Genomic DNA, 16,330 nt, shown 5'->3' on the forward strand with positions numbered 1-16,330 from the left:
GCATCACTCCTTGGCACCGGTGGATTGGGCACGTTCAAGCAGAAAGGTGAAATCGGCGAAGCTGGTGCGCGGTGACTGGGTCACCCGGGTGGTCGCGTTGTTGTGGCATTCCATGCAACTGGATGAAGCCTGCGGCGTAGTGCCCTGGTTGTAGGTTTCCAGCGTGGCGTTGGCCAGGAAGTTCGGCGCAGGCGTGCCCAGCGGGTTGGTTGGCGACGGCACCTGGCAGTCATCGGCGGGGGCGGTTGGCCATTGGGTGCTGATCAGTTGGTAGTTGGCCCACACCGTACCCTTGAGCGCGCCTTGCCATTGCGCGTTGAGTTGGTGGGTTGCGGCGGTGAGCGGAATTTCCCGCACGATCTGCGAGGGCGTGGCCTTTTTCGACGGGTCCCACGGCTGCGCGGGCGGCTCGTTCACCGGGCGGTCGCTGGCCTGGGCGTTGTAGAACAGGTAGGGGCCCTTGCGCTCGTTCATGGGGGTGGTCTTTTCCGGTACGTTGCGCACGTGCTCGAAGCTTGACCACACCCACTGCGGCGCATCTTTGGTCTTGTGCACGATGTGCAGGCCGACCAGCCCGACCTTCTGCACGTTGCACGATTCGGGGATCACCGCGCCCTTGCTCGGGTCGGCGTTGCCTGGGGTGTAGACCAGCGCGTCGACGGCGTGGAAGTCCTGCGAGTTGTCGTTGCCGCCGAGCACCTTCCAGGCCGATTTGACCATGATCGCGCCGACATGCTTGTCTTGCTGCGAGCCGCAGGAGAAGGCGATGCGGTTCTCGGCCTTGGTGAAGAAAGCCTGTTGGCCTTCCTTGCTGTAGAGGCCCTTATTAACGATGTCGTCGAACATCGGCTGGTTGACCATGATCGCGTTGCGCGTGTAAGTGCCGTTCTGGTCCACCAGTGGGCCGGTCTTGAACGGCTGGATGGTCTCGTCGAGCACACCAGCAACCTTACCCATCTGCTGCAGCACGGGCAGGTCACCCTTGCCTTGGCAGGCCGGGGGTAGCGGCGACTTCTGGTTCCAGGCGACAGGCTTCTGGCCTTGGGGCAGGAAAATCTCGTAGCTCTCCTTCCACGACTCCCACACCGTCTGCCCCGGCGCGCCGATCTGCGCCGAGGTATTGGCGCTGCCGTCGGCGTTGGCGGGCCAGTTCAGCGCGACGAAGGTCTGCCACGACAGCACGTCGAAATCGTGTTGCAGGTTGTCCAGGGTGAAGGGGGCATTGGCGGTGACGTCGAAGGGAATCGCAGGTGACAGCGGCGGCGGGCTGGCCGCATCGGCCATGGCGAGCACGCTGGTGAAGCTCGCACCCAGGCACGCCAACCGTTTCAAGGTTATTTTCATTATCGTCTCCTCAGCAGATAAAGCGTCGGGACGACGAGGCGTACTGGCCCTTCATGGACCGATAGTTCAGCGTTATCCCTTACGCTAGGCTGAAGGCTAGCCGTTGCGCTTGAACCTCCAGAAATATCCGACTAAAGGTATGGATAAGCAGGATCGCGCATAAAGTGCGGGCCTTACTCTGAATATCTCCCCACCTGTTTTTTCCAAGGCAAGTACTCCACAAAAACGACGCGGTGGGCTACTCCATCTTCCCTTACACGAAACCCTGACATTTGTTGCAGATCGAGTTGCAAGCATTGAGTTGCAAGTGCCTTTTGTAACGCCGGATCCGGGTGGAAATGTTCAGGGCGCAGATAGTTTTTTTTCAACGTGACATCGCAACGTGCGACTTGGCCCTTTGCGTTGGCAGTGAATTCGAAGCGTGCTTGGCCGAACGCATTTATTGATTGCTTGGCCACCACGTTGTCCCAGAAAAAACGGCTTTCAACAGCAGCCCTCTGGTGTCTGCGTTCGTAATCAGAAATGGGTGAGGTATTACCAGAAGCTATCAAAGGCGCGGTGACCTCAAAGGTGCCATCAACTGGATCCTGAAGACCTTCCGGAACGCTCTCCCAGATACTGCTCCAGCACACATCCGTGACGAGATTCGTAAAGCCTGGTGGACTTCCAGCGTCCATTGGCTGCGCCTCGCAGCGCAATACGTCGCCTTGTCGATCAAGCTTCATACGTAGCTTCACGCTGCCTCGCAGTCCCTCGCCATTCGCCCAGAACACATTTTGAGCCAAGGTAGTGCCTAAAACCCTGCCATAACGCCTCTCTTCTATGCGCTTGATTTCTTCTGAGGTGAGATAAGTTGGAGCGGACTTACCACCGCTATCAACCCAGGCATCCACTCGCTGGTCGGGTGTCAACCGATGGCAACCAGAGAGGGGCATTGAACCTGCCAATAACAGCAGCATGGAGATGAGCCGACAATCGGCCCGTGATTTCATTTTAATGATGGACACTCTTGCCTTCCTTGAAATGACACAAATCGATATTTTGCCTTGAGTGCTAATGAGCGTCTTGTGCTGGTCGAGACTGTGTAAAGCGCTCTGTATCGTTTGCTGCCTACCGTAACTAACTGAATAGGGACTGAAAGCCGTCACCCTCCCTGGGAACATGATTTGGACGGCGCGTACCAATAGACTGCAGAGTCGACGTGAACGTGTTTTTGCTTTTCAGGTATGAATGTCGTGTCGAGGGTGCCCAACGCTATCGACACCCAATCGGCAAACTCGCCTTGAGAGCGTGACCAGAACAATGTCGAGCCGCAGTGCGTGCAAAATTCGCGTGACACCGCCTGTGAGGATGCATAGGTTCTGATGCTCGTGGCGCCGGAAAGTATTCGTAGTGCGTTACGGGGAACACTGCCGTAAGACGCGAATGCGGCTCCATGGCCTTTGCGGCATTGGCGGCAATGGCAATGGCTCACTGTTGTCGGCGTGGCGGATAGCTCGTAAGTGACGGCTGCGCATAAGCAGCTTCCTTGGTACACCTTTGTCATGCGCTTTCCAGCCATACGAAAACTTCAGCGTAACCGTCCCACTCCAGTCAGTCGACCGATAGCTGCTGGTCGATGACGCTCGTGCACATGGTGTGGACAAACCCTCAGGCTACTAAACCCGATCACTGAACAATTCAGCGCCCGAGCCACCTTAGGGGCGCACAAGCTGGCACGATGGCGCAAGGCGCGGCAGGGGAATCGGATTTTGCCTTCAGGCGCTGCGTGATCGTTTGAGTTTTTCGCGAGCAAGCTCGCTCCTACAGGAGTGGGTTGTTATCAAGGTGCGGGTAGCTGGACAATAGAGGCCGACGAGCCAGCAACGAAGCACCAGATGTGCGAACGTTTGGTTCGCTCGGCTGGGCTCTACGAACTGCAAGATTACTGATCGGAAAAAAAACCAATGCTAGGGAAAGTCAGCAGTAAACATCTTGTCTGGGCCGCAGTCGCACTTTGCGCGACGCTTCTATCCGGGTGCGCTACGTCACGCTACGACGGCAAGCACGCACCGGACCCGAGTAAGGCGATCATCGTGGGTTCGGTTGGTGAGAGCTTTCCGATGATGCAGCCCCATGGGCTGGTGGTTGAGATCAAGCAACAGGGAGCCCCCGGCACCGCAATACGGCTGACGACGCTGGGCAATGAAGATGATCAGCCATCCCCCTCTGTGCTGGGCCATTACTTCATGTATGAAGTGCCACCGGGTGAGTATGAGTACACGCAGTGGCATTACGTGTATTACGCGGGTAAGTCGATGCCGCGCCCGGTGCCTGCGGTTTTCTCAGTGAAGGCCGGGGAAACTCTCTATATCGGTGATCTGCGCGTCGATGCCCTGCGCTTTTGCCTGTCAAACGTGAACAATGCCGATGACACGGTGCAGGCGCTCAAGCGCAAGTACCCGATGCTCAAGGACCGGAACATCGTGAATCTGACACCGAAGAGTGGTTTTGCGCCTTGGCCGAGTTCTGATGCCACTGACTTCGGTAAAGGGTTGTGCACGATTTGAAGCCGGTACCGGTAACAGTCATCAAACCCGACGCCCATTGATCCACGTTCAAGGAATTCATGCATGAAGCGCTCTACGCTACTTTGGGCCAGCCTGTTCGCAGGCCTGGTCTCACTGACCGGTTGCATCAGCGGTCCGGACCTCAAAGGCCAACCGTTCTTCACGTCACCGGCTGAACCTCGTGCGGATGAGGCCACGGTTTACTTTTATCGCACGGCGGCGAGCATCGGTGGCGGGGTCGCCCCGACTATTCAGGTCGATGGCCGCACCATCGGCAGCTTGCCTTCCGGTAGTTTTTTCAAGGCCGGCATTCCCGCCGGCAAGCACAGCGTCGCCTCCACCTCGCCACCGATCATCAGCGGTATGGTTAACCAGCGTTTCGATATCACCGTCGAGAATGGCAAGGTGTATTACATCGCCGACCAACTCAGCACCTCTGACTACAAGGATGGGCAGACCTTGGGTGAAGTCGACGGCCGTCGTTTCAGCGGGACAATGTTTTACTCGCGCTACGCGCTTGTGCCTGCCGAGGAAGCGCTGCGTTCTATCAAGTGGTGCCAGGAGTTGCCGGCAACCGCACGGTAACCACGCGTCCAACATCATCTAAAGCCAACTTGCCGACAGAGAACAACCCCACACTACCGCGGCACTGTGGGGTTGTTAGCTGGCGCGCTTGACCCCCCAGAAATATCCGACTAAAGCTAGGGGTAAGCAGGAACGCTCAGTGGGTGATGGTCCGGGGCGATGTCGAGGAGAAGAGGGCGGGCCTTCATCAAGCGCCAGGTTGGCCCCCGGAGGCATCAGTAAGCGCGTGCCTCTTCTCGGCTGGATGGGGCAGCGTTGCGCTCGAATAACCTATGCGAAAACTCCAGCACCGCCAGCAACAATTGAACGGCACCCAGCACCAGCAGGAAAGGTGAAGCGCCACTGCTGACGGCCACTACCTGCACTACCACTACGATCACGCGTAGCAGGGCGCTGAGACGGGCATGTTCGCGGGTAGGGGCTCGCCAACGTACAACGCCCCACACAAGGTATGCCCAAGCGCCGATGTTGAGCAGGAACATAGCCGTGGGGTCGAGCGCCGAGAAGTGGCTGTCGAAGCCCAGTTGCAAATCAACCCATTGGATCAGTGCATAGGCCCAGACGGACACGATCGGCAAGGCGAAGGGAGCCATCGCGAGAATGTCGTATGCAGCGCCGACACGTACGATTTTTTCATGGGTGGATTGGGGCATTGCGGGTCTCCTCCTGGAGTGGCTGGTTCAACAAGTCGCGGATTTCCTGGAACTCACCCGATTTCAGTCCAAGATGATGGCGCTCGGCCAAGACCTGAACGATATGCGCAGCGCGGGATTCTGCGTCGACGATGTAGCCGGGCACTGCCGCCCGTTGGCGGAGTGCGACAAGATCACCGAAGCGTTCATCCGCCGCCATGATGGTCTTCGCCACCGCCGTCTGGACGTTGCAGAGCCCCAGCACGGCAAAGAATGTGTGTGGGTTTTCCAGGTGATAGATCTTTGCCAGAGCGTTCAACGCCGCCTTGGAAACCGAATATGAGAGCATCCCGGCACGTTGGCGCACGGCCGAAATCGATGATGAAAACACCACGGTGCTGGGAGGCTGCGTCGTACTCAACAGGATATCCAGGACCATTTTTACCGCGCCCAGGTTAAGTGCCAGGACGCTGTTGAACTCCTGCATCGAGGTTTGCGTGGCCAGTTGTGGAGGGCTGCCGAACCGACCCGCATTCAGGTAGACGGTGTCTACCGGAGCAGGGGAGCGCGACAGCAACGCCTGCAAGATTGCCGGGGCGCGGTCGATATCGGTCAAATCGCACCTGAGGAAGTGAAAGCGCTCCTGTGACGGGATGTTGGCCGCAGGATTGCGTGATACCGCGAGCACCTCGTCGCCCCTGGCCAAGTGATAACGCGCCAGAGCGTTGCCGATACCGGTGCTCACACCGGTGATCAATATGCTAGCCATGATTGCCCCTAGAATTTGCCGATGTGATAGCCGCCATCGGCACTGAGCACCGAGCCGGTGATGTAGCTGGATCTGCGGCTCAACAAAAACACGATCGCGTCGGCGATTTCCTCTGGGTGGGCAAAGCGTTTCATGGCGGTCACGTCACGCTTGCGCTGGGTGTTCTCCGGATGGGCCGCCAGCCGTTCCGCAGAGTTCATACCGCCCAGTGTCGGCCCGGGCGCTACGGCGTTGACGCGTACGGCAAAACCGGATTCGCTGTCGCAGGCATTCTCCATCGCGGCGACCTGCGTCAAGGCATTGAGCGCGGTCTTGCTGGCGACGTAGGCGGCCTGATTGGCCATAGGCATCACGCCCGCGCACGAAGACACATTGACGATCGCACCATCGGGGTACCGGCTGATCAGTTCCAGTTCTCTTTGCAGGCAGTAAAAAGGGCCGTTCAGGTTGGTGTGGATGACCCTGTCCCAATCCTGCGGTGCGCTGGTCGCGATCGGCGCGTAGGGGGCGGTAATGCCTGCGTTGTTGATTGCAAAGTGCAACTGATCCACCTCGCCAGCCACCGTAGCGAATGCCTCGGCGACCGAGGTGTGCGACGCCACATCGCAAAAGATGAACTGCGCCGAAGCCCCCAGTATCTCTAGAGCGGCGTCGGCCTTTTGCTGGTTCCTGCTCATCAGGAACAGGCGTGCGCCCGCTTTGGCCAGTTGTTTTGCCACCGCCAGGCCGATGCCGCTGGCACCGCCGGTAATGACGATGTTCTTGTCTTGAAATTCCATGTTATTGATTTCCGTAGTGGATGTGAGCGGGACGCTTGTAGTGCTCATTCACGCAGCAATACACCCGGTCGAGTTGCGGGTTGCTCTTGTCCCGAAAGCAGTTACCGTCAAACCGGCATTGCTGAACCTTGTCTTCATGGCCGGCGAGCGATTTGTTGATCAGGCCGTTATCGGCAAAAAGGGCTCGGCTCATACCGATCAGGTCACAGTGACCCAGCTGCAGTTGATTTTCTGCTTCCTGCAGGGAGCCAATGAAACCGGCATAGCCGACCGGCAGCGAGGTGAATGACTTGATCAGGCGTACCCCTTCGACGAACTGTTGCTGAATCGTCGGATGGGCAGACAGCATGTAGCGGAAGGTTTCCTTGATGGTGATCGAGCACATGATTGCCGAGGTCCCGGCGTTTTCCAGGGCCGCCACCACATCCTGGAGCAGTTCCGGTTGCTGCCCGTTGGCGCCTACGCAATCATCAATGCCCAGGCGCACGGAAACCTCCAGCTCTCCTGCGGTAACCCTGTGAATGCGGTCGATGACTTCCAACAGAAACCGCGCTCGCTTGAGCGGGCTGCCGCCGTAAGCGTCATGGCGATGGTTGGTCCAGGGCGATAGAAAACTGCTCAGCAGGTAGCCGTTGGAGGCCTGAAGCTGGACCATCCTGGCGCCGGCCTGTCTGGCTCGCAGAGCCGCTTGAGCAAACTGATCGCAAACGGCGTCGATGTCCTCGACACTCATCTCCAATGCCTCGGCGCCGCGGCTGCCGGATAACGCACTGCGGCTCGGGCAAAGCAGCGGTTGGCCGCTGATCTGTGTGCCACCTTGGGCGCCGTAATGCTGAAGCTGCACCACCACTGGACAGTCCCGCTGGCGACCGTACTCCACCAGCGGCGCGAGCTTTTCCACGTTGGCATGGCTGTGCAGGCACAGGCCACGCGCATGCAGACGCGTGGAGGGCGCTATGGAGGAGTTGCCCAGCACCACCATGGCGCAGCCACCGTCGATCACATGGTGATAGAAACTGAGCATTTCCTCGGACAGCGAACCGTCCGAGGTGGCCAGGTCGATGCCCATCGGCGCGAAATACATGCGGTTTTTCAGCGAAACGCCCTGACCGATCATCAGTGGGCGTCGTGATAACTCATAGCTCATGGCCGCAGGATCCTCATGCCACGATTTGCTCGGGGGCCAGAGGGTCAGGTGAAGAGCCAGCGTTCCATTGCATCTGCCCGGCAAAGAAGCAGTGGCACTTGATCGTTTCACGCAGTTCGCTGGCCTGGCTCTTGGACAGTTTGTCGAACACCAGCACGCGCTGGTCGGGTTCGCCGGTGGAGCAAGTCGAAGCAACGGGCAGGCTGAGGAAGCCGCCCCCTTCGATATACAGCGATACGGTCGTGACTGTGCTCCAATTGATGCCTTCGGCCTGGTGAGTCACCAGCACGCCCAGTACCGAGAGCAGGCTCAGCCTGGCTTGCAGCGCACTGTCGGCGTGATGCACGAGGATGTTCTTGGGCAAGCGATCGGAAGGGGTGAACCAGTGATCCTGAGGGTAGTTCAACGAACGCATGCGTTTGAACAGCGGTAACTTGATCACTGCGCCTTGCAGCCAGAGACGCGATACCAGCCGGCCGTTCTGATAGAAGTTTGCGCACTTGTCGATGGACTTGGGTTGTGATCGCTTCAGGCCGTGGGTCTGTTGCACCACGACTTCGACCTCGTAAGCCGATTCGGTGTAGGCGTTGAAGGAAATGCGCAAGTCTTCGATGGAAATGGAAACCGCACCGCGCTGATGGCCCAAGTAGTTGTAGACGTAGTGGTACATGGCTTGCCTGGCCACTTCGATCAACATCAGGCCCGGTACATGTTCGTGCTGTTTGTTGTAGAAGTAGTAATTCTTGGTGTCGTTGATCAACAGGTAAGAGCCCTGCCTGGCCTTGTCCCACTGCGCGAGCGCCTCAAGGCATTCGATCATGCGCATTACCTGGTCGGGCGGTATGTGGGCATCACCGCCTTGAAAATGCTGGGCCAGGTAGCGTTGGGCCTGGTGGGGGATGAATTCAGCCGTGAGGATGAAGTGGTCGTCGCACTCGGTATAGAAGTCAGCCAGGCGGACCTCGAAGGTGGAGAGTGTGCCGGCCTGTTCCGCACTGAGGGTCAGGGGCAGATGGCGCAGCACATACCGGCCGTCTTGGGCACGGTACAGCTGTTTGAACAGGTCCTGATCCTGGGGGTTGCCAGCCAGTATGTCGGCACCGATCGAAGCACTGAGAAAGCTGGGCAGAATCAGCCTGGGTCGACCGATCAATACATCCCTGGGTGTGTCTTTGTGCAACAGATGAGGGTCAATTGAGTCTGCGCTGTTCATGAGTTGCGATCTCCAAGTGAGCGAGTTGGGGAATGTAGGGGGAGACGGGACAGCAAACGCTTGATGATGAGCCCGTGCACCGGCGCCACCGGCAGCATGTACAGGCGGCCGAACGTGTTGTAGGTCTTGACGGAGGTGGTGATATGCAGGCAGCGCGGTTGCGTGAGAGGTGTATCGATCGAGACCATGACCGCCAGGTGGGTATCGCGTGAGGTCAGTACCAGCTTCTGTGCGCTGATGGCTTCGATGGTGAAGAAATCGAGCTTTTCGCCGACCACCGGGGCGCACTGGGGTGTGACACCCGAGAACCCGCCGATCCGCTCGACGTGAAAGTGCTGTGAGATGCTGTCGCGCAACCTGAACGCGCCTTTGAGCCAGGCGGGCGTCGCGGCGGTCATCTGGCAGTACAGTTCCAGTGGCGTGGCTTGGGTGTCGATGAGTGCGCTGGCAGAGTGCAGAAAACCCAGCTCGTTGCGCGCGGCCACCAGGCTGGCGCACGGGGGGATCTGGTTATTTGACGTCTTCATGCGTGAGGGCACCTTATTGCAGCAGCGCGATTTGTGCCTGCTCGGCCTGCAACAGCATGTTCTCGTAGAGTTGGTCGGCGCTGGCCTGGTCCTCAATCACTTGTGCGGCGACATTCCGAGCGGTGACGTCGATTGATTCGTCATCGATGAACACCGATTCGTAAATCCCGACCACAGGCAGGTAGATGCCTTTGACGTACGCCACCGTCTGCTGCAACGGCCTGAGCAATTCATCCAGGGTGTAACGGTTGAACCCGCCAGCGCGGTAGCCGGAGGAGGGCGCACCCACCGTGGTGATGATCATGAATTCCTTGTCTTTGAGCTTGTCGCCGCCGCGTGCGTAGGCATAGCCGGGGGTGAAGACTTCATCGATCCACTGTTTCATGATTGCCGGGCAGGAATACCAGTACAACGGGAACAGCAACACGATGCGGTCATGGGCATTGAGCAATGCATGCTCTGCACCCATATCGAACCCGGTGGGCGTCACCGCGCTGGCCAGACTATGGACCTTGACGCCACGCTGGCTGATCTTGCCCATGATCGCGGTATTGACGCGGGAAACCGAAAGATCAGGATGGCCAGAAATGACAATGACTTTTTTCATGTAGATCGTGTGTCCCATTTATAGTCGGTTGGAATGCCGATGCAGCGTTATTTAAGAGCAGGCGCCTGAGGTTGTAACCTAACCTTTTGGGGAGTCGGCTCGGCCGACTTGCCCGCAGCGGCAGGCCATTTGCGCTGCTTCAGGCCACTTCTCGATCAGCCAGGCAGGGCGGCACACTGATCCAGTTGGCCATGATCTTGTGCCCTTCGATCACGGTGAGCTTGCCCTCGCAATGAGCGTCGAAACCCGCGTTGCGCAACAAGCGGGTAATTCCCGGCGGCGATACCGTGATCAATTGGCGAACCTTGTGGCAAGCGGCGACCGTGAGCACTTCGTGCAGCAGCGCCACGGCGTTGGGCGATGACAGGGAGTGGCCCGTGAAGGTCTGTTGTTGCAGGTCGACGGCGGCAAACCGGGAGATTTCCCAGATGTGCGCAGAATGAGGGAGTACCTGGCCACCCAGCACCTGGGGGAACACTTCCTTGAGCAGATAGGGCTTGTGCGTGGGCAGCAGCCGCGCCACACCGACGATGTGTGGGCCTTGACGGGCGATTACGTACACCGTGTCGTCGCGGTCAAATTGGTCCAGTTCCTCACCGACCGCACAGTCCAGATGCCACCCAAGTTTTTCGACAAATACGCGATAGCGATACAGCAACAGGGCCTGCCACAGTTCGGTCGGTAATGTCAGGCGCGTACCCGTGGTTATATACATGAGGAACCCTCGGCAAAAAAACGAGGGGCCATTCGGCAGAATAATCGAACACTTAGGTACTGCTCTTTTGGGCAGGTGTGTCGTGAGGGTGCGCGTATTATTGTTGTTGTTCACACTGAGCGGCATTAACGCATCAGGGGTGCGCCAATCAGGTATGTGTCAGACGAGCAAGCCCAGTGAAGTGGCGCGCACGACGGTAGCGGTGCAGTTATGCACGCCCAGTTTCGAGCCTGCATTGCGCAGGTGAAACTTGATGGTTTCCCGCGATAGCGAGAGGATCAAACCGATCTCGTGGGCGGTCTTGCCGTCGGCTGCCCACTTGAGCACTTCACATTCACGCTGCGACAGGGTTTTTTCCTGCGGTAACTGCCAGTGCGGCGTCAGCACGCGCAAGAACCCCTGATGAGCGACATGCACCAAAAACCGCATGTATTTTTGATTGGCGGCAAGCTCTTGGGCCGTAATAGGGTCATTGGAGCGCGCCAGTGTCAGCATGCCGCCGCTGCCGCGGCCGTCCAGGCAGGATTGCGCCCAACCATGGGCCAGCCCGGCGCCACGGGCTTCTTCCCACATCTGCGGGTTTTGCCGGGTCATTTGCTCGTCCCAGACAATCGGTATCGTCGATTTCGTGCAGTGCTGTACCGTCGGGTCCACGGCGATGTATTTGCAGTGGGCGTAGCGTTGTCGCCATGAAGGCAAAAAATTATTGCTCATAACGATTTTGGGGCGGGTGACGGGGATAGGGATTCGGATTCCATAGGCGCAATAGTCGAACCCCAGGTGTTTTGCCGTGCTGACGATCCGAGCCAACAATTCAGCTTCGGTTCGGGCATTGTCGATCGTGTCCAGCACATCATCCATCCACTTCACTGTCATTCTCCTTGAATTGACCTTTACGCTCTATCTGCGCCGAAAACGATGACGGCACTACGCCGGTGTCATCAACGGTGTGGGTTTAGATGCTCGGCGTTAAAGTTAGACACATTTATGCAGCGCACTCGGCCTTCATACTTTTGGCGCGAGAAGGCGTTGCAGGTATCGCGATACGCACCTTTAAGAGTGAGCAGTGGAGCGTGCAAGGGGCGAACTCCATTTAGCCGGTGTTCTGATCAATTTCAGCGGGGGTAGCTGAGGTAAGACGTGTAAGGGTAGTGCTGCGTAAAGTTGCTTTACAAGCAGCCGGGGCCATTCTTCATGTTGGTTTCATTTGTTCGGCTTCGCGCCGAGTTGTACGCAGGGCGCGAGGTGATTTCGTCAAACTTCTGATTCGTTTCGGTGTGAAAAGCCCGCGCCTACAGCAGTGACATGTTGGGGTGGTATTGTTGCGCCAGATTATGGAGGACTGAACATGACATTGACGGTCGACACCCTGCTCGAATTGGCCATGGCCAACCCTATCAATGCGCAACTCACCGCGCGCTTGCCGGATCTTGGTGTGCAGCAGTGCATGCTCACGGCGGGCTGTTTGTTCCAGGCCGTGTGGAACCATCAGGCGAATCTGCCGGCGGCTCAGGGCGTGAAGGATTACGACGTTTTTTACTTTGACGAGGACCTGTCCTACGAGGCGGAAGACGCGGTAATTCGTGCGGCGCAGGGGCTGTTCCAAGACCTGGGGGTGAATGTGGAGGTCAGGAATCAGGCGCGGGTGCACCTTTGGTATGGTCAGCGGTTTGGCCGGCCTTACCCGCAGTTGCATTCGGCTCGGCAGGGCGTTGACCGTTACCTGGTGGCGGGCACGTGCATTGCGCTGGATATCGCTTGCGGTGAGGTGTATGCGCCTTATGGATTGGAAGATGTGGAGCAGGGGGTGTTGCGTATCAACCCTTTGCATCCGGAGCCGGAGCTGTTTTTGCACAAGGCCAGGAGTTATCAGGCGCGTTGGCCGTGGCTCAAGATAGTCGAGCCGGGCTGAGCCCCAATGCTGTAGGAGCGAGCTTGCTCGCGAAAATCGTTAACGATAACGCGTGCCTTCAGATTAAACGCGGCGCCTGTGAGTTTTTCGCGAGCAAGCTCGCTCCTACAGTAACGTGCCGAGTAGGCCGCAACTTATCACTACCAGCCATGGCGGCAGTTTCCACACCATCAGCGCGACCAGTGCTAGTAGCGCCAACGCCACGTCATACCCGTTGAAAATCGCGCTGGTCCACACCGGCTGGTACAGCGCCGCCAACAACAGGCCAACCACCGCCGCGTTCACCCCGGCGAGTGCGGCCTGGGTACGTGGGCTTCTGCGCAGGTTGGCCCAGAAGGGCAAAGCGCCGAAGATCAGCAGGAACGACGGGGCGAAGATCGCCAGCAGCGCGATTACTCCGCCAAGCCAACCGCTCGGGGCGTGGGTCATCGAGGCGCCGAGGAAGGCGGCGAAGGTGAACAGCGGGCCGGGCACGGCCTGGGTGGCGCCGTAACCGGCGAGGAACACATCGTTGTTGACCCATTGGCTGGGCACCACTTCGGCTTGCAGTAGCGGCAACACTACGTGGCCGCCGCCGAATACCAGTGCGCCGGTGCGGTAGAAGGCGTCCACCAGCGCCAGTGTGGGGTTGAGCGCCCATGCGGCGAGGATCGGCAAACCCACCAGCAACAGCAAAAACAGCATCAACCACAGGGCTCCGGCACGGCGGCTGATGGCGATGGGCAGGGCGTCGGGCTCGGCACTGCTCTCGGGCTTGAACAACAGCAGGCCAGCCACGCCTGCGACCACCATGACCCCGACCTGAGCCCAGGCGGAGGGTTGCAGCACCACCACGCAGGCGGCGATCAACATCAACGCCACCCGTAAAACACCTCGGCACAGGTTACGCGCCATGCCCCACACGGCCTGGGCCACCACGGCTACGGCGACCACCTTAAGGCCGTGCAGCGCGCCAGGGGGCAGGGCGCTGCCGTAGTGGGCCAGCCCCAGGGCAAACAGGATCAGGGCGATGGCCGACGGCAAGGTGAACCCGGCCCAGGCTGCCGCCGCGCCCCGGTAACCTGCGCGGGACAGGCCCAACGCGATACCGACCTGGCTGCTGGCCGGGCCTGGGAGGAACTGGCACAGCGCGACCAGTTCGGCATAGCTGCGCTCGCTGAGCCAGCGGCGGCGGGTGACGAACTCTTGGCGAAAATAACCCAGGTGCGCAATCGGCCCGCCGAAGGAGGTGAGGCCCAGGCGCAGGAAGATCAGGAACACTGACCAGGGGCGGCTGCGGTGATCGGCAAGCTGGGGCAAGGGGATGTCTCGGGCAACGGTGCTGGATGTTGCCGACCATAACCAATTTTCATGACGCGTAGAAGCGCGGGTATTTTGCCGCCCCCATTGAATTTATCCGCGGTTGTTCGAGTCACTTAAAAGCAGTGTACTGTTTTCCATCCACTGGACCTCAAGGACCGACCATGATCTTTTTCATCTTCCTGCTCGCCTGCGGCGCCGCCGCCAGCACTGGCGTGATCTTCAAACCCGGCGCCTGGTACGAATCCCTGGTCAAGCCCAGCTTCACCCCGCCTAATTGGCTGTTCCCGGTGGCATGGACGATCATCTACCTGCTGTTGGCCTGGGCCGGTTACCGCTTGACCCTGATCCCCGGCAGCGAAATGGTGTTGGCCCTGTGGGCGGCGCAGATTGCGTTGAATACCCTGTGGACGCCGGTGTTCTTTGGTGCCCATCGCTTGTTCGCCGGGATGGTAATTATCGTGCTCTTGTGGCTCACCGTGGCAGCGATGGTGGTGCTGGCCGTGCGTCTGGATTTGATCACCGGCCTGATTCTGTTCCCGTATCTGGCATGGCTGTGCGTGGCCGCGGCGTTGAACTTCTCGATCCTGCGTAATAATCGCTGATGGCTTACCAGCATTGGCCTGCCAGCGAGCCCGAGCTGGCCCAGATGCGCCGCTTCAATCGCAAACTGGCGTGGATGCCGCGCTTCAAGGTCCGCAACCGCGTGATGCCGCGTCTGATCCAGGCGCTGCTGCGTGCCAGCCAGACCTTCAAGAAGGCGCCCCTGGCGGAACGCAAAATGCTCGGGGCGATCCCCTTGCGCATCCTGCGGCCCGCTGGCCCGCCAAGAGGCGTGGTGCTGGATATCCACGGCGGTGGCTGGGTGATCGGTAATGCGCAAATGGATGACGACCTTAACCTTGGCATGGTCAACGCGTGCGACGTGGCGGTGGTGTCGGTGGATTATCGGCTGGCGGTGGATACGCCGATCGAAGGGCTGCTGGATGACTGCCTGACGGCTGCGCGCTGGCTGTTGGCGGACTGCCCGGAGTTTGCCGGCCTGCCGGTGTTTTTTGTCGGTGAATCGGCCGGCGGGCACCTGGCGGCGGCCACTTTGTTGGCGCTCAAGCAATGGCCCGAGTTGCTCCAGCGGGTAAGCGGCGCGGTGTTGTATTACGGCGTCTACGATTTGACCGGCACCCCCAGCGTGCGCACGGCCGGGCCGGACACCTTGTTGCTGGACGGGCCGGGCATGGTTCAGGCGCTGCGCCTGCTGACGCCGGGGATCAGCGACGAGACGCGCCGACAGCCACCATTGTCGCCCTTGTATGGGGACTTTGAGGGGCTGCCGCCAGCGTTGATGTTCGTGGGCGAACTGGACCCGCTCAAGGATGACACCCTGCTGATTGCCGAGCGATGGCCAACGGTGGAGGCTCATTTGCTGCCGGAAGCGGCCCATGGGTTTATTCACTTTCCGGTGGCGATGGCCGATCGCGTGTTGGCTTACGCTCGCCAGTGGATAACGGGCCGGATCCTTGGCGATGAGCGTTAGCATCGAGGCGGTGCAGGCCGCTGACATTCCCGAGGTGCTGAGCTTCGCTTTGCAGGCGCGGGATGAACTGTTTCCTACGCTCAGTGCCACCGGTATCCCCCACGATCTGGCGCAGTTTGAAGCCATCTACCTTGAGGGCGGCGGGCGGTTTTTGATTGCTCGTGCCGAAGGCCGGATCGTTGCCTCGGTGGCTTATCGGCCCTACGACGGCCGCTTCCCGCAGTTGAACTACCAGGGGCGCAAGACGGTGGAAGTGGTGCGCCTGTATGTGCTCCCGGCTGTGCGACGCTTGGGCCTGGCGGGCCGGTTATACCGCTCGCTGCAAGCGCTGGCGCGGGCCGATGGCGTAGAGGTGATGTACCTGCACACCCATCCGTTTCTGCCCGGTGCGATTGATTTCTGGCGCAGGCAGGGGTTTGAGGTGGTGGATGTCGAGGCCGACCCGATATGGCAAACCACCCACATGCACCTGCCTCTGTAGAACCAATGTGGGAGGGGGCTTGCCCCCGATGGCGGCGCCCCCCCCAAAAATCACTGACGGATTACGGGCACACCGAGCCTGGGCGAGGTGCCGAGTGGTGGGGCAAGAGCGTTTTGCTTACTTTGCCGCTTTTGCAAAGTGAGCCGCCGTCAGGGCGGCACCCTAAGTGGCCGCTACCGCAGGAATGGATATGTACACGGTCCAACTGTGTTGACTGTCAAGCCGTCTTCGCAGGCA

At 59.3% G+C, this 16,330-nt stretch carries 19 protein-coding genes; 6 read left to right on the plus strand and 13 right to left on the minus strand.

Annotated elements, in window-relative coordinates; genetic code table 11:
• Positions 1-3: 3 nt before the first annotated feature.
• From FXO12_RS28430 to FXO12_RS28440, 3 genes are all read right to left on the minus strand, one after another.
• Entirely contained in the window at positions 4-1,344 is a 1,341-nt protein-coding gene (locus tag FXO12_RS28430; protein ID WP_057977576.1) for a hypothetical protein, read from the minus strand.
• Positions 1,345-1,517: 173 nt separating this feature from the next.
• A complete protein-coding gene (locus FXO12_RS28435; protein ID WP_057977578.1) occupies positions 1,518-2,351 on the minus strand; it encodes a hypothetical protein in 834 nt (277 codons plus the stop codon).
• Between the two features lie 137 nt (positions 2,352-2,488).
• The gene (locus FXO12_RS28440; RefSeq protein WP_082631566.1) at positions 2,489-2,890 is read right to left on the minus strand and encodes a GFA family protein; all 402 of its coding nucleotides are present in this window, start codon (positions 2,888-2,890) and stop codon (positions 2,489-2,491) included.
• A 529-nt stretch (positions 2,891-3,419) separates the two neighbouring features.
• On the opposite strand from FXO12_RS28440, the gene FXO12_RS28445 reads away from it, so the two are divergent.
• A complete protein-coding gene (locus FXO12_RS28445) occupies positions 3,420-3,893 on the plus strand; it encodes a hypothetical protein (RefSeq protein WP_240521356.1) in 474 nt (157 codons plus the stop codon).
• A gap of 63 nt (positions 3,894-3,956) precedes the next feature.
• A complete protein-coding gene (locus FXO12_RS28450) occupies positions 3,957-4,478 on the plus strand; it encodes a DUF2846 domain-containing protein (RefSeq protein WP_014719182.1) in 522 nt (173 codons plus the stop codon).
• 215 nt (positions 4,479-4,693) lie between these two features.
• Here FXO12_RS28450 and FXO12_RS28455 read toward each other — a convergent pair whose 3' ends face one another.
• The 9 genes from FXO12_RS28455 to FXO12_RS28495 form a co-directional block, all read right to left on the minus strand.
• Positions 4,694-5,131: a hypothetical protein gene (locus FXO12_RS28455; RefSeq protein ID WP_057977582.1), complete on the minus strand. Its 438-nt coding sequence runs from the start codon at positions 5,129-5,131 to the stop codon at positions 4,694-4,696.
• Positions 5,112-5,879 carry an SDR family oxidoreductase gene (locus FXO12_RS28460; RefSeq protein WP_057977583.1) on the minus strand — a complete coding sequence of 256 codons (768 nt, stop codon included), beginning with the start codon at positions 5,877-5,879 and terminating at the stop codon, positions 5,112-5,114. Before FXO12_RS28460 ends, FXO12_RS28455 begins: the two co-directional genes overlap by 20 nt.
• An 8-nt stretch (positions 5,880-5,887) precedes the next feature.
• On the minus strand, positions 5,888-6,658 hold the full coding sequence (locus FXO12_RS28465; RefSeq protein ID WP_057977585.1) for an SDR family NAD(P)-dependent oxidoreductase: 771 nt from the start codon (positions 6,656-6,658) through the stop codon (positions 5,888-5,890).
• Position 6,659: 1 nt separating this feature from the next.
• A complete protein-coding gene (locus tag FXO12_RS28470; RefSeq protein WP_057977587.1) occupies positions 6,660-7,805 on the minus strand; it encodes an NADPH dehydrogenase in 1,146 nt (381 codons plus the stop codon).
• Between the two features lie 13 nt (positions 7,806-7,818).
• The gene (locus FXO12_RS28475) at positions 7,819-9,018 is read right to left on the minus strand and encodes an AfsA-related hotdog domain-containing protein (protein ID WP_057977589.1); all 1,200 of its coding nucleotides are present in this window, start codon (positions 9,016-9,018) and stop codon (positions 7,819-7,821) included.
• Positions 9,015-9,545 carry a DUF2867 domain-containing protein gene (locus FXO12_RS28480; protein ID WP_054898587.1) on the minus strand — a complete coding sequence of 177 codons (531 nt, stop codon included), beginning with the start codon at positions 9,543-9,545 and terminating at the stop codon, positions 9,015-9,017. Before FXO12_RS28480 ends, FXO12_RS28475 begins: the two co-directional genes overlap by 4 nt.
• Positions 9,546-9,558: 13 nt before the next feature.
• Complete coding sequence (locus tag FXO12_RS28485; RefSeq protein WP_160049787.1) at positions 9,559-10,152, minus strand: NAD(P)H-dependent oxidoreductase; 594 nt, start codon at positions 10,150-10,152, stop codon at positions 9,559-9,561.
• A 139-nt stretch (positions 10,153-10,291) separates the two neighbouring features.
• Positions 10,292-10,867, minus strand: a complete 576-nt coding sequence (locus tag FXO12_RS28490) for an acyl-homoserine-lactone synthase (RefSeq protein WP_057977594.1) — start codon at positions 10,865-10,867, stop codon at positions 10,292-10,294.
• 159 nt (positions 10,868-11,026) lie between these two features.
• On the minus strand, positions 11,027-11,743 hold the full coding sequence (locus tag FXO12_RS28495) for a LuxR family transcriptional regulator (RefSeq protein WP_054898586.1): 717 nt from the start codon (positions 11,741-11,743) through the stop codon (positions 11,027-11,029).
• Positions 11,744-12,215: 472 nt separating this feature from the next.
• Here FXO12_RS28495 and FXO12_RS28500 point away from each other — a divergent pair, with 472 nt between their 5' ends.
• Complete coding sequence (locus FXO12_RS28500) at positions 12,216-12,779, plus strand: nucleotidyltransferase family protein (protein WP_034126216.1); 564 nt, start codon at positions 12,216-12,218, stop codon at positions 12,777-12,779.
• A 105-nt stretch (positions 12,780-12,884) separates the two neighbouring features.
• Here the strand turns inward: FXO12_RS28500 and chrA are convergent, their stop codons facing one another.
• Positions 12,885-14,078 carry a chromate efflux transporter gene (chrA, locus tag FXO12_RS28505; RefSeq protein ID WP_060773050.1) on the minus strand — a complete coding sequence of 398 codons (1,194 nt, stop codon included), beginning with the start codon at positions 14,076-14,078 and terminating at the stop codon, positions 12,885-12,887.
• A gap of 164 nt (positions 14,079-14,242) precedes the next feature.
• Between chrA and FXO12_RS28510 the strand changes: the two genes are divergently transcribed.
• From FXO12_RS28510 to FXO12_RS28520, 3 genes are read left to right on the plus strand one after another with little or no spacing between them, the layout of a single operon-like run.
• Positions 14,243-14,683 (plus strand): TspO/MBR family protein, encoded by a 441-nt coding sequence (locus FXO12_RS28510; protein WP_054898584.1) that lies wholly within the window; start codon positions 14,243-14,245, stop codon positions 14,681-14,683.
• Positions 14,683-15,612 (plus strand): alpha/beta hydrolase, encoded by a 930-nt coding sequence (locus FXO12_RS28515; protein ID WP_057977598.1) that lies wholly within the window; start codon positions 14,683-14,685, stop codon positions 15,610-15,612. Before FXO12_RS28510 ends, FXO12_RS28515 begins: the two co-directional genes overlap by 1 nt.
• Complete coding sequence (locus FXO12_RS28520; RefSeq protein WP_057977600.1) at positions 15,602-16,093, plus strand: GNAT family N-acetyltransferase; 492 nt, start codon at positions 15,602-15,604, stop codon at positions 16,091-16,093. Before FXO12_RS28515 ends, FXO12_RS28520 begins: the two co-directional genes overlap by 11 nt.
• Positions 16,094-16,330: the final 237 nt, after the last annotated feature.

This window comes from Pseudomonas sp. J380 (genome assembly GCF_009827115.1).
Classification (GTDB): Bacteria; Pseudomonadota; Gammaproteobacteria; order Pseudomonadales; family Pseudomonadaceae; genus Aquipseudomonas; species Aquipseudomonas paracarnis.

Excerpts from the sequence above, each read along its gene's own strand:
- FXO12_RS28470 (WP_057977587.1), bottom strand. The coding sequence starts at position 7,805 with ATGAGCTATGAGTTATCACGACGCCCACTGATGATCGGTCAGGGCGTT.
- FXO12_RS28450 (WP_014719182.1), top strand. The coding sequence starts at position 3,957 with ATGAAGCGCTCTACGCTACTTTGGGCCAGCCTGTTCGCAGGCCTGGTC.
- FXO12_RS28465 (WP_057977585.1), bottom strand. The coding sequence starts at position 6,658 with ATGGAATTTCAAGACAAGAACATCGTCATTACCGGCGGTGCCAGCGGC.
- FXO12_RS28460 (WP_057977583.1), bottom strand. The coding sequence starts at position 5,879 with ATGGCTAGCATATTGATCACCGGTGTGAGCACCGGTATCGGCAACGCT.
- FXO12_RS28520 (WP_057977600.1), top strand. The coding sequence starts at position 15,602 with ATGAGCGTTAGCATCGAGGCGGTGCAGGCCGCTGACATTCCCGAGGTG.
- FXO12_RS28480 (WP_054898587.1), bottom strand. The coding sequence starts at position 9,545 with ATGAAGACGTCAAATAACCAGATCCCCCCGTGCGCCAGCCTGGTGGCC.
- FXO12_RS28475 (WP_057977589.1), bottom strand. The coding sequence starts at position 9,018 with ATGAACAGCGCAGACTCAATTGACCCTCATCTGTTGCACAAAGACACA.
- FXO12_RS28500 (WP_034126216.1), top strand. The coding sequence starts at position 12,216 with ATGACATTGACGGTCGACACCCTGCTCGAATTGGCCATGGCCAACCCT.
- FXO12_RS28440 (WP_082631566.1), bottom strand. The coding sequence starts at position 2,890 with ATGACAAAGGTGTACCAAGGAAGCTGCTTATGCGCAGCCGTCACTTAC.
- FXO12_RS28510 (WP_054898584.1), top strand. The coding sequence starts at position 14,243 with ATGATCTTTTTCATCTTCCTGCTCGCCTGCGGCGCCGCCGCCAGCACT.
- FXO12_RS28515 (WP_057977598.1), top strand. The coding sequence starts at position 14,683 with ATGGCTTACCAGCATTGGCCTGCCAGCGAGCCCGAGCTGGCCCAGATG.
- FXO12_RS28455 (WP_057977582.1), bottom strand. The coding sequence starts at position 5,131 with ATGCCCCAATCCACCCATGAAAAAATCGTACGTGTCGGCGCTGCATAC.
- FXO12_RS28490 (WP_057977594.1), bottom strand. The coding sequence starts at position 10,867 with ATGTATATAACCACGGGTACGCGCCTGACATTACCGACCGAACTGTGG.
- FXO12_RS28495 (WP_054898586.1), bottom strand. The coding sequence starts at position 11,743 with ATGACAGTGAAGTGGATGGATGATGTGCTGGACACGATCGACAATGCC.
- FXO12_RS28485 (WP_160049787.1), bottom strand. The coding sequence starts at position 10,152 with ATGAAAAAAGTCATTGTCATTTCTGGCCATCCTGATCTTTCGGTTTCC.
- FXO12_RS28430 (WP_057977576.1), bottom strand. The coding sequence starts at position 1,344 with ATGAAAATAACCTTGAAACGGTTGGCGTGCCTGGGTGCGAGCTTCACC.